The organism is Rhodococcus sp. G6(2025) (assembly GCF_058628105.1).
In genome coordinates, this window is sequence record NZ_CP179750.1 from 2,153,372 (window position 1) to 2,167,401 (window position 14,030).

The 14,030-nt window shown below is 68.9% G+C and carries 10 protein-coding genes; 4 read left to right on the forward strand and 6 right to left on the reverse strand.

Annotated elements, in window-relative coordinates; translation table 11 throughout:
• Positions 1-52: 52 nt before the first annotated feature.
• From ACLIVD_RS09710 to ACLIVD_RS09720, 3 genes are all read left to right on the forward strand, one after another.
• Positions 53-1,438, forward strand: coding sequence for an ATP-binding protein (locus tag ACLIVD_RS09710; protein ID WP_005238585.1), 1,386 nt, complete (start codon positions 53-55; stop codon positions 1,436-1,438).
• Positions 1,438-3,411 (forward strand): vWA domain-containing protein, encoded by a 1,974-nt coding sequence (locus ACLIVD_RS09715; protein WP_491932366.1) that lies wholly within the window; start codon positions 1,438-1,440, stop codon positions 3,409-3,411. The genes ACLIVD_RS09710 and ACLIVD_RS09715 overlap by 1 nt, the downstream gene beginning before the upstream one ends.
• Before the next feature lie 97 nt (positions 3,412-3,508).
• On the forward strand, positions 3,509-5,140 hold the full coding sequence (locus tag ACLIVD_RS09720; protein WP_491932853.1) for a transposase: 1,632 nt from the start codon (positions 3,509-3,511) through the stop codon (positions 5,138-5,140).
• A 117-nt stretch (positions 5,141-5,257) separates the two neighbouring features.
• Here the strand turns inward: ACLIVD_RS09720 and ACLIVD_RS09725 are convergent, their stop codons facing one another.
• Entirely contained in the window at positions 5,258-6,280 is a 1,023-nt protein-coding gene (locus ACLIVD_RS09725) for an agmatine deiminase family protein (RefSeq protein ID WP_491932367.1), read from the reverse strand.
• Positions 6,280-7,260, reverse strand: a complete 981-nt coding sequence (locus ACLIVD_RS09730; protein ID WP_283354032.1) for a nitrilase-related carbon-nitrogen hydrolase — start codon at positions 7,258-7,260, stop codon at positions 6,280-6,282. The genes ACLIVD_RS09725 and ACLIVD_RS09730 overlap by 1 nt, the downstream gene beginning before the upstream one ends.
• Positions 7,261-7,422: 162 nt before the next feature.
• On the opposite strand from ACLIVD_RS09730, the gene ACLIVD_RS09735 reads away from it, so the two are divergent.
• On the forward strand, positions 7,423-8,034 hold the full coding sequence (locus ACLIVD_RS09735; RefSeq protein ID WP_005238594.1) for a TetR/AcrR family transcriptional regulator: 612 nt from the start codon (positions 7,423-7,425) through the stop codon (positions 8,032-8,034).
• On the opposite strand, the gene ACLIVD_RS09740 is transcribed toward ACLIVD_RS09735, so the two are convergent.
• From ACLIVD_RS09740 to ACLIVD_RS09755, 4 genes are read right to left on the reverse strand one after another with little or no spacing between them, the layout of a single operon-like run.
• A complete protein-coding gene (locus tag ACLIVD_RS09740) occupies positions 7,994-9,574 on the reverse strand; it encodes an APC family permease (RefSeq protein ID WP_491932369.1) in 1,581 nt (526 codons plus the stop codon). The two genes, ACLIVD_RS09735 and ACLIVD_RS09740, sit on opposite strands and share 41 nt — an antisense overlap.
• 55 nt (positions 9,575-9,629) lie before the next feature.
• Positions 9,630-10,520, reverse strand: a complete 891-nt coding sequence (locus tag ACLIVD_RS09745) for a universal stress protein (protein ID WP_283331533.1) — start codon at positions 10,518-10,520, stop codon at positions 9,630-9,632.
• 34 nt (positions 10,521-10,554) lie between these two features.
• Positions 10,555-12,009 carry an NAD-dependent succinate-semialdehyde dehydrogenase gene (locus tag ACLIVD_RS09750; RefSeq protein WP_491932370.1) on the reverse strand — a complete coding sequence of 485 codons (1,455 nt, stop codon included), beginning with the start codon at positions 12,007-12,009 and terminating at the stop codon, positions 10,555-10,557.
• Entirely contained in the window at positions 12,002-13,960 is a 1,959-nt protein-coding gene (locus tag ACLIVD_RS09755) for a primary-amine oxidase (protein WP_491932371.1), read from the reverse strand. The genes ACLIVD_RS09750 and ACLIVD_RS09755 overlap by 8 nt, the downstream gene beginning before the upstream one ends.
• Positions 13,961-14,030: the final 70 nt, after the last annotated feature.

Below are 14,030 nucleotides of genomic sequence, written 5' to 3' on the forward strand. Positions count from 1 at the left end.
CGGCGCGCGTTAACCGCGTGCCGATTCGCTCGAACCCTCGTAGCGTGGAGTGGTGACGTCATCGGAACACAGACCTTCCACCGTCGGCGAGCTCCGCGAGTCGGGCCACATTCAACGCACCGTCAAGGAAGAGATCCGCGAGAATCTGCTCGCGGCCCTACGCGACGGTCGTGATCCGTGGCCCGGCATCGTCGGTTTCGAGGAGACGGTGGAACCACAGCTCGAACGGGCTCTCATCGCCGGTCACGACGTGGTGTTGCTCGGCGAACGTGGTCAGGGCAAGACCCGCCTCCTCCGCACCCTCAATCTGCTCCTCGACGAATGGACCCCGGTGATCGCCGGTTCCGAACTCGGGGAGCATCCCTATGAGCCCATCACCCCGGCGTCGATCCGTCGGGCGCAGGAACTGGGCGACAGCCTCCCCGTCGCGTGGCGGCACCGCAGCGAGCGGTATTCGGAGAAACTCGCGACCCCCGACACGTCGGTGGCGGACCTCGTCGGCGACGTGGATCCGGTCAAGGTGGCGGAGGGCCGGAGTCTCGGCGACCCGGAAACCATTCACTTCGGGCTGGTTCCCCGCGCGCACCGGGGCATCGTCGCCATCAACGAACTGCCCGACCTCGCCGAACGCATCCAGGTGTCGCTGCTCAACGTCATGGAGGAACGCGACATCCAGGTCCGCGGATACACCCTCCGGCTGCCGCTGGACGTCCTGATGGTGGCCAGCGCGAACCCGGAGGACTACACGAACCGCGGTCGCATCATCACCCCGCTGAAGGACCGGTTCGGTGCCGAGATCCGCACGCACTACCCGACCCGGCTCGACGACGAGGTCGCGGTCATCCTGCAGGAAGCGCATCTCACCGCGGAGGTGCCCGAGTACCTCCTCGAGATCCTGGCCCGGTTCACCCGTCTGCTCCGCGAGTCGACGTCGGTCGATCAGCGGTCGGGTGTGTCCGCCCGCTTCGCGGTGGCAGGCGCCGAAACCGTCAGTGCCGCCGCGGTGCATCGTGGCGCCGTGCTCGGTGAAGCCGACCCGGTCGCGCGGCCGGTCGACCTCGAAACCGTCGTCGACGTACTGCGGGGCAAGGTGGAATTCGAATCCGGTGAGGAGGGGCGCGAGATCGAGGTCCTGGAGCACCTGCTCCGGCGGGCGACGGCCGACACGGTCCGCACCCGGCTGGGCGGCATCGACCTGGCGGAACTCGTGGACGCGGTCGAGCAGGGCGACCCGGTGGTGACCGGTGAGCGGATCACGGCGAAGGCGCTGCTGAACGAGCTGCCCGAACTCGAGGTCCTCGACGAGCTGGCCGAGCGTCTGGGCGCGGAGTCCGACGGTGAGCGGGCCGCGGCCGCCGAGTTCGCCCTCGAAGGGCTGTACCTGGCGCGGCGGATCTCGAAGAACCCGGACATCAACGGGCAGACGGTGTATTCGTAATGTCCCGCAAGGCGGAGCGCGGACCGCACAACGCGCGGTACGGGCCGTACGAGGGCGGTGATCCGCTGGCGCCGCCGGTGGACCTGCGCGAGGCCCTGGCCGCGATCGGCGACGACGTGTTCGCGGGAACGTCGCCGCGGCAGGCGCTGCGCGAGATGCTCCGGCGCGGCAACCGGGACATGCGCGGGTTGGACGAGCTTGCGGCCGAGGCCAATCGGCGTCGCCGTGAGCTGTTGAAGCGGAACAACCTGAACGGCACACTCGAGGAGGTCCGGGAACTCCTCGACCGCGCGGTGCTCGAGGAACGCAAGGCGCTGGCCCGCGCGCTCGACGACGACGCCCGCTTCTCGGAGATGCGTCTCGAGGAACTGTCGTCGTCCACCGCGCAGGCCGTGCAGGAACTCGCCGACTACGACTGGCGCAGTTCGGAAGCCCGCGAGGACTACGAGAAGATCCGGGACCTCCTGGGGCGCGAGGTGCTGGACCAGCGGTTCGCCGGCATGAAACAGGCCCTCGAGGGTGCCACGGAAGAGGACCGCGAACGCATCCGCGAGATGCTCGCCGACCTCAACGACCTGCTGGACAAGCACTCCCGTGGCGAGGACACGCAGGAACAGTTCGACGAGTTCATGGACAAGCACGGGGAGTACTTCCCCGAGAACCCGCAGAACGTCGAGGAACTGCTCGACTCACTGGCGCAGCGGGCGGCGGCGGCGCAGCGCCTGCGGAACTCGCTGTCGCAGGAGCAGCGCGACGAACTGGATGCGCTGGCGCAGCAGGCGTTCGGCGATCCGTCGCTGATCGGGCAGCTCGACCGGCTGGACCAGCATCTGCAGGCCGCGCGCCCGGGTGAGGACTGGCAGGGCGCGCAGCGGTTCCGCGGCGACGACGGCATGGGCCTGGGCGAGGGCACCGGGGCGTTGCAGGACATCGCGGAACTCGAGTCGCTCGCCGAGCAACTGTCGCAGCAGTACGCGGGCGCACAACTCGACGACATCGACGCGGACGCTCTGGCCCGGCAACTCGGCGAGGAGGCGGCGGCCGATGCTCAGACCCTCGCCGAACTCGAGAAGGCCCTGCGCGATCAGGGCTTCTTCGACCGCGGGGCGGACGGCCAGTGGCGGCTGTCGCCCAAGGCGATGCGGCAACTCGGCCAGACCGCTCTGCGGGACGTGGCGCAGCAACTGTCTTCGCGTGGCGGGCAACGGGAGACGCGCCGCGCCGGGGCGATGGGGGAGCCGACCGGCGCGTCCCGCGAATGGGCGTTCGGCGACACCGAGCCGTGGGACGTCACGCGCACGATCACCAACGCCGTGCTGCGGGCGGCGTCCGATCCGGTCGAGCGCGGTCGCGTCCCCGTCCGGTTGTCCGTGGCGGACGTGGAGGTGATGGAGACCGAGCAGCGGTCGCAGGCGGCGGTCGCGCTGCTCGTCGACACGTCGTTCTCGATGGTGATGGAGGGGCGGTGGGTGCCGATGAAACGCACCGCCCTCGCCCTGAACCACTTGGTGAGCACCCGATTCCGCAGCGACGAACTGCAGCTCATCTCGTTCGGCAGGCACGCGCAGGTGCTGACGCCGTCGGAGCTGGCCGGCCTGGACGGCGCGTGGGACCAGGGCACCAACCTGCACCACGCGCTGCTGCTGGCGGCCCGGCATCTGCGCCGGCACCCCAACGCCCAGCCGGTGGTCCTGATCGTCACCGACGGTGAGCCGACGGCCCACCTCGAGCCGGACGGCTTCGCGTACTTCGACTACCCGCCGAGCGCCCGGACCCTCGGTCTGACGGTCCGGGAACTCGACACCCTCGCCCGGCTCGGTGCCCACGTCACGTTCTTCCGGCTCGGTGAGGATCCCGGCCTCGCGCGGGTGGTGGACCGGATGGCCGAGCGGGTCGGCGGACGCGTCGTGGCGCCCGGGCTGGACGGTCTCGGTGCCGCCGTCGTCAGCGACTACATGCGTCGCCGCCGCTAGCCCGTGAGTACTTATTAACCGCCGGGGGGCTGTTTCAAATTTCCGGGTCGGGGTGTCCGCGTGCCGCGGCGCCCCGACCTGATGTTTCTTGGATAATGTGTTGGTGGCCAAGGGGTATCGACCGGTGAATCGTGATCAGCAGTTTTTGTTGCCACCGGACATGCGGGAGTGGGTGCCGCCCACGCATCCGGTGTGGACGGTGATCGAGATCGTCGACACCCATCTCGACACCAGCGCTTTTCACGGCTCTCGCCGCACCGGGGGTGCCGGGCGCGCCGGGTACGACCCGGACATGCTGGTGACCCTGCTGATCTGGGCGTGGTCGCGGGGGGTGCGGTCGTCGCGGCAGATCGAGCGGGCCTGCTCGGAGGTGGTGTCCTACCGGGTGATCTGCGCCGGCGACACCCCCGATCACGTGACGATCTCACGGTTCCGCAAGGACAACCACACCGCCTGCGAGGCCCTGTTCACGCAGGTCCTGATCCTGGCCGCACGGTTGGGTCTGGGCCGACTCGAGACGATCGCGTTGGACGGGGTGAAGATCGCCTCGAACGCATCGAAGGACGCCAACCGCACCGAGGACGGGCTGCGCCGGGCAGCCGAGGCCGAGGCCGCGCGGATCGCCGCCGCCGCGGTGGCCGCGCACGCCGCCACCGATGACGCCGAGGACGACCTCTACGGCGAGGACGATCCGGGCCCGGGACAGGTGCCGGCGGAGTTGGCCGATCCCAGCACCCGCTCGGCCCGGATCGCCGAGGCATTGGCCCAGCTCGACGCGGAGAAGGACGCCGAACGGTGCGAGCGGGACCAGAAGGCGCAGGACTATCTGGCCCGGCTCGACGCGGGCCAGACGGTGATGGGCCGGGTGCCGGTCGGGGCCGAGGTCGCCGCCGCCGAGCGGCGTCTGGCCGAGGCGGTCGCCGCCCAGCACGCGGTGATCGAGCGGTTCCAGGGTGGCACCGAGGCCGGGGGCGGGGGCACCCGGTTCGCACCGAAACCGGTCGAGAAGCACCACCTGGTCCGGCGCCGGCGCACCGAACTCGACACCGCCCTCCGCAAACAGGGTGAGCGCGCCGCCGCCGCCGGGCAGCGGCGCCGCAACACCACCGATCCCGATTCGCGGTTGCAGCCGCTGCGCGGCGGCGGCTGGGTGCAGGGCTACAACTGTCAGGCCTTCACCAGCGAGGACGGGTTGATCCTGGCCACCGGGGTCGGGACCGGCCCGGCGGACTACGACTATTTCCCCGAGATGGTCGACAAGGCCGGGGCGGCCGCGCACCTGATCGACACCACCCGACGTGGGAAGGAACCGACCGGCACGAGCCCGGAGGAGCTGATCGGGGTGATGCTCTTCGACGCCGGCTACTGCTCCCGCGAGAACCTCACCGCGCCGGGCCCGGACCGGTTGATCGCCACCGGCAAATCCCGTCACCTCGAGGCCGCCGCCACCGCTGATCCGGTCACCGGACCGCCACCGCCGCAAGCGGATCCGATCCAGGCCATGACCCACCGGCTGCGCACCGAGGCCGGTATCGCCACCTACCGCAAACGCTCACCCATCGCCGAAACCGTGTTCGGGCACGCCAAACACAACCTCGGATTCCGCCGCTTCACCAGCCGCGGCCTCGACCGCGCCCGCAGCGAATGGGCGTTCCACGCCGCCGTGCACAACCTCGGCAAGATCCTCACCCACCTGACCGGAGGCACCCCGCTCCCGGCCACCCCCTGACCCGGCGGGGGCCACCCCCGCACCGGCACCCACCTCGGCATGAGACACCCGCACCCGGACCGCCCTCACTCAATTCCGCAACAGCCCCCGGGACGTTAACAAGTACTCACGGGCGCGTCAGCGCACAGCGGGCTGATGCTGGGTGATGCAGTGGATTCCGCCGCCGCGCGCGAAGAGCGGGCGGGCGTCGACCGTCACGACCGTGCGGCCGGGGTAGGCGGCCGACAGGATCGCGACTGCTTCCTCGTCCGCGGGATCGTCGAAGCTGCACGCGATGATGCCGCCGTTGACGACGAAATGGTTGATGTAGCTGTAGTCGACGAAGCCCTCCTCGTCGCGCAGGACTGTCGGCGCGGGGACGGTGATGATCTCCCACGACTCACCGCGGGCGTCGGTGGTCTGCTTCAGCACGTCGATGACGGCCTTGCTGACCTCGAAGTCGGGGTGTTCGGGGTTGCGCTGGTCGTGCACCAGGACGACGCCCGGTGACGGGATGGCGGCGACGATGTCGACGTGCCCGCGCGTGCCGTACGTGTCCTGGTCCCGGGTCAGTCCGCGCGGCAGCCAGATGACCTTCGTGGCACCGATCGTCCGGGCGAGCTCGGCCTCGATGTCGGCTTTCGACAGTTCGGGGTTGCGGCCGGGGTCGAGTTGCACGGTCTCGGTCACCAGCACGGTGCCGAGGCCGTCGACCTGGATGCCGCCGCCCTCGTTGACGATGGGCGAGTCGACGAGTTCCGCCCCGGACCGCTCGACGACCAGTGCGCCGATCTTCGAGTCCTTGTCCCACCGGGCCCAGTCCTGGCCGCCCCAGCCGTTGAAGATCCAGTCGACGCCGCCGAGGCGTCCGTCCTCGGACAGCACGAATGTGGGTCCGATGTCGCGCATCCAGGCGTCGTTCAGCGGCGCCTCGACGATGTCGATGTCGGCGGACAGGTATTCCTCGGCTGCGGACACCTGTCCGGGGTCGACGACGACGGTGACGGGCTCGAACCGGGCCACGGCGTGCGCCACCTCGGCCCACGTGGTGCGGGCCTCGTGGTGTTCCTCGGCGGTGTCGCCCAGGGAGTAGCCCTCACTGGGGTAGGCCATCCAGGTGCGTTCGTGCAGTTCGCCTTCCGCGGGCATGCGCCAGGTCATCAGGCCCTCCCGAACGGGGAGGCGTGATCGACCGGCTCGGTGAGGACGCCGTACGTGTCGGGGCGCCGGGTGGCCAGGAACGGGAACAGGGCCAGCCAGTCTTCGCGCTGCTGGAGGTCGAGGTCGGCGACCAGGACCGCGGAATCGTCGCGCGGGGCCTGCGCGAGTATCCGGCCGTAGGGGTCGGAGATGAACGACGAGCCGTAGAACGTGATGAGGCCTTCGCTGCCGTGGCGGTTGGGCACCACCATGAAGGTGCCGTTCGCGATGCCGTTGCCGACGATCACCTGCTGCCACAGCGGCTGGGTGTCGAACTGCGGGTGGTCGGGCTCCGAGCCGATCGCGGTGGGGTACACCAGGATTTCGGCGCCGCCGAGCGAGTACGCGCGGGCGACCTCGGGGAACCACTCGTCCCAGCACGTCGGCAGTCCGAGCTTTGCCCCGCCGAGTGCCTCGGCGGTGTGGACGGGGTACGGATCGGTTGCGGGACCGCCGCGGAAATAGGTGTCCTCGTAGTAGCCGGCGGTGACGGGGATGTGCAGCTTGCGGGTGCGGGCGAGCAGTTCACCGGAGGGGGCGACGAGGATGGCCGTGTTGAACCCGAGTCCGTCCTCGTATTGCACACCGTCCTCGGTGTCGTTCCGCTCGTACAGCGAGGCGTGGACGAGGACGCCGTGTTCGGCGGCGGCCTTGGCGGCGAACGTGAACGTGGGGCCGGTGAGGAGGTCCTCGGCGGTACGTCCCGGGTTGTCGCCACCCGGCGTCGACGCGGGGTAGCGGCTCAGTGTGAGTTCGGGGAGGAACACCACGCGCGCCCCGAGTTTCGCTGCCGCGGCGATGCCCTCGTCGAGTTCGGCCCGCAGATCCTGATCGTTCTCGTGCCAGCGGTGCTGGACGAGACCGACACGGAGCGGGGTGCGTCCCGTCTCGCTCGTCCGCGACAGGGACTCGGGAGGGGTGAGGGCGGTAATCGTCAACATTGTGTTTCCTCGGATGTTCGGTTCAGCGAGCGCCTAAAACGAATTGGATTCGTTAAGTATGGTGGGTGAATGCTCGGCGATCAAGGGGTGGGGCGTGACGAATTCGATTCCTTCGGTATCCACCCTGGTCGCCGGTGACACACACCGACCAGGAGGGCACCCATGCCACGGCCATCACAGCGACTGCTGTCGCCGGAGATCATCACCGAAGCTGCCATGCGCATGGTGGACCTCACCGGTGACTTCACGATGCCGGGTCTCGCCGAACGGCTGAAGGTGCGGCCCTCCTCGCTGTACAACCACGTGTCCGGGAGGGCGGAGATCATCGAACTGATGCGTGCCCGCATGATGGCGGGCATCGTGGTGGCGGACCCCGACGGCAAGTGGAGCGAGACGGTGGCCGGCCTGGCGCGCGAGTATCGGCGCAATTACGCCGAGCATCCTCGGCTGATTCCTCTGTTCACCGCGCACACAGTGCAGTCCGGTGTGGCGTTCGGGCTGTACAACGCGCTGGCGCAGGCATTCTCGGACGGCGGCTTCACGCCCGAGGAGATTCTGCACGCCATCACGACGGTCGACAGCTTCGTGCTGGGGTCGGCGCTGGACCTCGCCGCACCCGAAGTGGTCTGGGCGACGGCGCCGGAGGCGAACGAGGCCATGCTGGCAGCCCTCGCCACGTCCGGGCCGAACCCCGGACGGGCGGATGCAGCATTCGAGTTCGGGCTGCGGACGCTTATCGCGGGCTTGGTGGCGCAGGCTCCGATCGAGCCGTGAGATCGCCCTCGTCCCGCAACGCGGACGTGTCGCGGTTGAGGGTCTCGCCGCGGAAAAAGGCGGGGCTGCGGAAGCGCATGACCATCATCAGCACGGCGCCGAGCAGGAGGATGCCGAAGCCGAGGAAGAAGACGAGGCCGATTCCGCCGATGGACGCACCGCTCGCGTTCTCCGGGTCCATGCTCTCGTCGATCGAGATGACGAACACGGCGAACAGCATCAGCCCGCCGAGCAGCGGGAACGCGAACCGGAAAACGGCGTTGCGCACGCTCGTGAACAACCGGCCCCGGAAGTACCACACGCAGGCGAACGCGGTGATGCCGTAGTACCAGCAGATCATGATGCCCAGCGCGGCGATCGTGTCGAGCAGCGTGCGCTCGGACAGGAACGTGACGACGGTGTAGAAGACCGCGGTCACGACACCGGCGACGACGGTCGCGAAGGACGGCACCAGGAATCGCGGCGACACCTCGGCGAGCTTCTTCGGGAACGCGCCGTAGGCGCCCATGGCCAGCATCGTGCGCGCGGCGGGCAGGAACGTGGTCTGCAGGCTCGCGACCGAGGAGACGAACACGGCGAGGAACAGCAGCATGCCGCCCCAGTTGCCGAGAACCGGATCGGCGAGGGCGCCGAAGACGTTCTCGGAGTTGTCCGGGTTGCCGAGGCCGAGACCGTCCTCGCCGACGCCGGCGTACATCATCGCGGCGACCGACACGAGCAGGTAGGTCAGCAGGATCGTCGCGACGCACAGCAGGCCGGCGCGACCGGGGGTCTTCTTCGGGTTCTTCGACTCCTCGCCCAGTGTCAGGCAGGTGTCCCAGCCCCAGAACGCGAAGATCGAACCCGTCAGGCCGATCACGAACGCGCCGAGGGCCAGTCCGGTGAACGGGTTGAACCAGCTCAGGTCGAACGAGAGCCCGGCCGGGGCGGACCCGTTGCCGACGTGAACCAGTGCCACCACCGCGAAGGCGATGAGCAGCACCATCTGGAAGCCGACGAGCGCGACCTGCAGGCGCTCGCTGGTGGTGATGCCGCGGCTGGCGATCCAGGTGGCCAGGGCGATGAACACGAGCGTCGTTCCGACGTTCACGAATTTGTTGCCGGGGAGGTCGGCGATGCTCGGTGCGTCGAACAGTTTCGCGATGAACAGATAGAAGAACTGGACCGCGATCGCCGCGAGGTTCGAGAGCACGATGATCGTGGCGATCACCATGCCCCAGCCGCACATCCAGCCGACGTACGGACCGAACGCCTTGGTCGACCACGTGAACGACGCACCGCAGTCGGGTGATTCGGAGTTGAGCTCACGGTAGGCGTACGCCGTGAGGAACATGGGAATGAAGCCGGCGATGAAGATGGCGGGCATCTTCAACCCGACCGCCGCGACGATCAGTCCGATGCTGGCCGTCAGCGTGTAACCCGGTGCCACGGAGGAGATTCCGAGAATCGCCCCGGAGAAGGTCCCGACCGCGCCGGTGGCCAGCCCCTTGGCGCTCACGGCGCCGTCGGCCGACGGCGGTGCGCCTTCGCTGTTCGTCATGTCTGAACCTCCGGTCGGGAACGAGCGTGGATCCGGGGCGGGTGTCGCGGACGGTTTACTCACTGTTGGGGAACTCCTGCTTGGGGACGACCACCATGGGCACCGGCAGGACGCGGAGCATCTTGGCCGCGGTGGATCCCAGGAACAGTCGATGAGGTTGGGCGAGCCGGCTGGAGCCGACCATGACGAGGTCGCCGTCCTGCCAGTCGAGTGTGCGGACCGCCGATTCCACGGAGGATCCGTCGGCGATCGTGACGGACACGGGAAAGTCTTCGGGAAGAGCGGATTTCGCCGCTTCGAGGGTACTGTGCGCGTGGGCGACGGCCCGGTCGCGGATGTCGTCGGGGGTGTCCCGGTGATCGCGAAGGTCGTTCTGCGGGTCGAGTGCGACGAGGGAGACGAGGCGGAGCGGGGTCTGCATCCGCTCGCACGTTCGCACCGCCGTCCGCAGCAGCACGTCGGCCCCGGTCCGGGTCCCGAGCGCGCAGGTGACCTCGCGGATCTTCTTCGCGGAGGAGTGCCGCGCCCCGCGGGGCGCGAGGGCCAGCGGAACGTGCGCCGAGTGCAGCAGTTCCGTCGACACGGAGCCGACGGAGTGCCGCCCCAGCAGGCCGTCCCCGGCGGCGCCGACGACGATCGCCTGCGCCCCCAGCCGGGACACCTCGTCGATGAGACCCTGCGCGAACGATTCGTGGAAGCTCAGGTGGACGTCCACGTCGATGTCGCTCGGCACCGACGACTTCGCCTCGTCCAGCCAGCGCTGGGCACGGGAGGCGAGGATGTCGTCGTAGCCGGTTTCTGCCGGAACTCTCGCCGGGACCGTCCGGTCCGGCGGGAGCACCATGCAGATGTCGAGCTGTGCGCCGAGACTGCGGGCGAGCTGCGCCCCGAGGGCAAGACCGTCCTCCCCGCTGGGGGTGGCGAGATATCCAACGACCAAACGCATGGTGACGGTTCCGATCTGTCTCGGGGCGGGTGGTTTACGCGAAGCCGACGTACTTGGTCTCGAGGTACTCCTCGATGCCTTCGGTGCCGCCTTCGCTGCCGAGTCCGGACTGCTTGACTCCACCGAACGGTGCGGCGACGTCGGAGATGACTCCGCGGTTGACGCCGACCATGCCGCTCTCGAGCTTGTCGGCGACGCGGAACGCGCGGTCGACGTTCTGGGTGTAGATGTACGCGGCGAGACCGTATTCGGTGTCGTTGGCGGCGGCGACGCCCTCGGCCTCGGTGTCGAAACCGGTGATCGCGGCGACGGGTCCGAAGATCTCCTCGCGGACGATGCGCGCGTTCGCGGGCACCTCGTCGAGGACGGTGGGCTGGAAGAAGTAGCCGGGACCGTCGACGGACTTGCCGCCGGTGCGGACCCGGGCGCCCGCGGCGACGGCGTCGTCGACGAGGGACGCCACGTTGCGGCGCTGCTTCTCGTTGACGAGGGGGCCGACGTTGGTGCCGTCGTCGCTGCCCGGTCCGACGGTGAGCGCGGCGATCCGGTCGGTGAGCTTGGTGGTGAATTCCTCGCGCACCGAGTTGGCCACGATCAGGCGGTTGGCGGCGGTGCAGGCCTCGCCGCCGTTGCGCATCTTCGCGGCCATCGCGCCCTCGACCGCGGCGTCGATGTCTGCGTCGTCGAACACCACGAACGGGGCGTTGCCGCCGAGTTCCATCGAGGTGCGCAGAACCTGCTGGGCGGACTGCTCGATGAGGATCTTGCCGACCCGGGTGGATCCGGTGAACGTCACCTTCCGCAGCCGCGGATCCGCGAGCAGCGGTTCGGTGACGGCGGCGGCGTTCGACGCGGGCAGCACCGACAGCACACCGGCGGGCAGGCCTGCCTCGGCGAAGATCTCGGCGAGCAGCAGCATGGTGAGCGGGGTGTCCTCGGCGGGCTTGACGATGATCGTGCAGCCGGCGGCGAGCGCGGGGCCGATCTTGCGGGTGCCCATCGCGAGGGGGAAGTTCCACGGCGTGACGGCCAGGGTGGGTCCGACCGGCACCTTGGTGACCATGATCCGTCCGCTACCCGACGGTGACGTGGTGTAGCGGCCCTGGATGCGGACGGCTTCCTCGCTGAACCAGCGCAGGAACTCGGCGCCGTAGTTCACCTCGCCGCGGCTTTCCGGCAGTGCCTTGCCCATCTCCATCGTCATCAGCAGCGCGAGGTCGTCGGTGCGCTCGATGACCTTCTCCCACGCCGAACGCAGGATGATCGACCGCTGCCGCGGCGCGGTCGCCGCCCATTCCTCCTGGACCGCCGAGGCGGAGTCCAGTGCGCGCATCGCGTCCTTGCCGCCGGCATCGGCGACGTCGGCGATGAGGGTTCCCGTGGCCGGGTCGTAGACCGGGAACGTGCCGCCGTCGATCGGGTCGGTCTGGGCGCCGTCGATCCACAGACCGGTGGGCAGGGTGGCGCGGAGCCGTTCGAAATCAGTCATCGGAGTCCTCGTGGTGGGAATGGTGATCGCACGCCTCCGGGGTGGGGGCGACGTCGAGGGCGGGGTTGCGGTCGAAGAATCCGGCCGGCTTCAGCCAGAAGGACACGGTGTCCGCAGGCATGATCGGCCAATCCTCCGGCCGGGGAATGTGGTTGATACCGAACGTGTACCAGAGCACCACGTCGGTGTTCTCGATCGGGCGGTTTGCCTCGGTCCAGGCGGGAAGTCCGTGATCGACCTTGCTCTGGTTCACGAATTCCCCGGCAGGCCAGCGCTCGTCGGGTGAGTTGGGTGTCACCCAGACGGTGTGGCCGATCGCACCGGTGCGCTGGAAGATCGGCGACGCCGGGTCGAACATCGACGGTATCGCGCCGCCGGGAACGAGCTTGTAGGCGGGGGCGGTGCCGAGCCCGGTGGTCGTGTTGTCGTTGACCACCTTCCACGCCCGCTGGCTCTGCCAGTCGAAGTCCTGGCGGCCTTCGTGTTCGGTGCGCAGCGGGGTGTTCTTCTGGCGCAGCGCCAGACCCAGAGGGTTGTCCGGGCCCATCGGCACCACCTCGGTCTCGGTCGCGTACACCGTGTTCTCGGTGCCGTCCACGTCGAGATCGAGGCGGGCGACCAGGAAGTGCTGGTGGAACGGCGCGTACGTGCGGTTGTCGACGAGCGTCCCGCTGGGGTGCTCCCCGCCTTCGGGGAAGTGGCTGACCACCATGATCCCGGTGGCGCGGACCTCGCACTCGATGTTGCCGTCCTGGTAGAACCGCCAGTACACGAGATATTCGTAGTTCGCGACCGTCACGTGCGTCGACACCGTCAGCCGCCGCATGCGGCGCACCTCGGCGCCGGCGTCGTGGTCGACGTGCTTCCAGAGGACGGCGTTGTCCTCCTCGTGGATACAGATCGCGTTCTCGATCGTGTACGGCACACCGTGGCTGTCGTGGAGGACGGCGTCGAGGTACCGGATCTCACCGAGGCAGTCGCAGCCCAGGGTCAGCGACGTGGTCATGAACCCGATGCCCCACTCGCCGATGTCGAAGGCGGTGCGGCGGTAGTGATCGGTGCTGGTATCGCGGTACGGCACCGCCATTTCCGCGAACGACATCCGGTTCGCGATCGAGCGCACCCGGCCGTTGTCGTTGTACGTCACCGCGTGCAGGGTCATGCCCTCGCGGTAGTTGAACCCCACCCGCAGCGACCAGTTCTGCCACTCGAGCTTGTTGCCCTCGAGCGTGAACGACGGTCCCTCCGGCTGGACGATGTCCAACGGCTTCAACGGCGGCCGGGTGCTCGCGTCGCGGATCCGTTCCGGGATGTGCCGGGGCACGTACTCGCCCATGACCTCGGGACGTTTGACGCTGAACGTGTCCTCGATCTCGAGCAGTTCCATCTTGTTGACGTCGATCACGCAGTGGAAACCGTTGACCGGGCCCGCATACGGGTTGGCGCCCTCGGCCGCCCGCACCCAGGTGTCCGACCAGCCGAGCCGGCGTCCCTTGTACTTTTCCGGGGTCACCGCGTCGCCGTACGTCCACACGTCCATGAACACCAGGCTCATGTCGGTGATCCCGCGCTTCGCGAGCGCCGCGACCACGTCCGGGTGCCCGCGGAGGAAGGCGTCCGCCTCTTCCCATTCGTCCACGGTGAAATTCGCCTGGACGTCCGGGATGTGCTCCCAGGAGACCACGTTGTCTCCCGTGAGCGAGACGAGCGCCTTGTAGGTGTCTCCGCTGCTGCGGTCGAAGCACACGACGACGGCCCGGCGGTCCGGGACGGCGCCCGACGTGTCGAACGCCGACACCTCGGCCTTGGCCGGCTCGGCCAGTTCGATCGACGCGAACCGCCAGCCGTCCCCGACCCCGTGTTCCCGGGCGAGGACGGCCGCAGCCTGCGCGAATTCGTCCGCCCCCAACGGGTCCAGAGGATGGAACGTGCCGGTGGTCGTCCGGGTCATGGTGTCTCCTCTGGTCGTGGGGTGGGCACTTCGTGCTCGTGCGCCTTTTCGGTAGCGGTGGCTACCGAAA

Coding starts and splice junctions, on each gene's coding strand:
- ACLIVD_RS09715 (WP_491932366.1), top strand. CDS start 1,438: ATGTCCCGCAAGGCGGAGCGCGGACCGCACAACGCGCGGTACGGGCCG.
- ACLIVD_RS09725 (WP_491932367.1), bottom strand. CDS start 6,280: ATGACCTGGCGCATGCCCGCGGAAGGCGAACTGCACGAACGCACCTGG.
- ACLIVD_RS09730 (WP_283354032.1), bottom strand. CDS start 7,260: ATGTTGACGATTACCGCCCTCACCCCTCCCGAGTCCCTGTCGCGGACG.
- ACLIVD_RS09735 (WP_005238594.1), top strand. CDS start 7,423: ATGCCACGGCCATCACAGCGACTGCTGTCGCCGGAGATCATCACCGAA.
- ACLIVD_RS09740 (WP_491932369.1), bottom strand. CDS start 9,574: ATGACGAACAGCGAAGGCGCACCGCCGTCGGCCGACGGCGCCGTGAGC.
- ACLIVD_RS09745 (WP_283331533.1), bottom strand. CDS start 10,520: ATGCGTTTGGTCGTTGGATATCTCGCCACCCCCAGCGGGGAGGACGGT.
- ACLIVD_RS09750 (WP_491932370.1), bottom strand. CDS start 12,009: ATGACTGATTTCGAACGGCTCCGCGCCACCCTGCCCACCGGTCTGTGG.
- ACLIVD_RS09755 (WP_491932371.1), bottom strand. CDS start 13,960: ATGACCCGGACGACCACCGGCACGTTCCATCCTCTGGACCCGTTGGGG.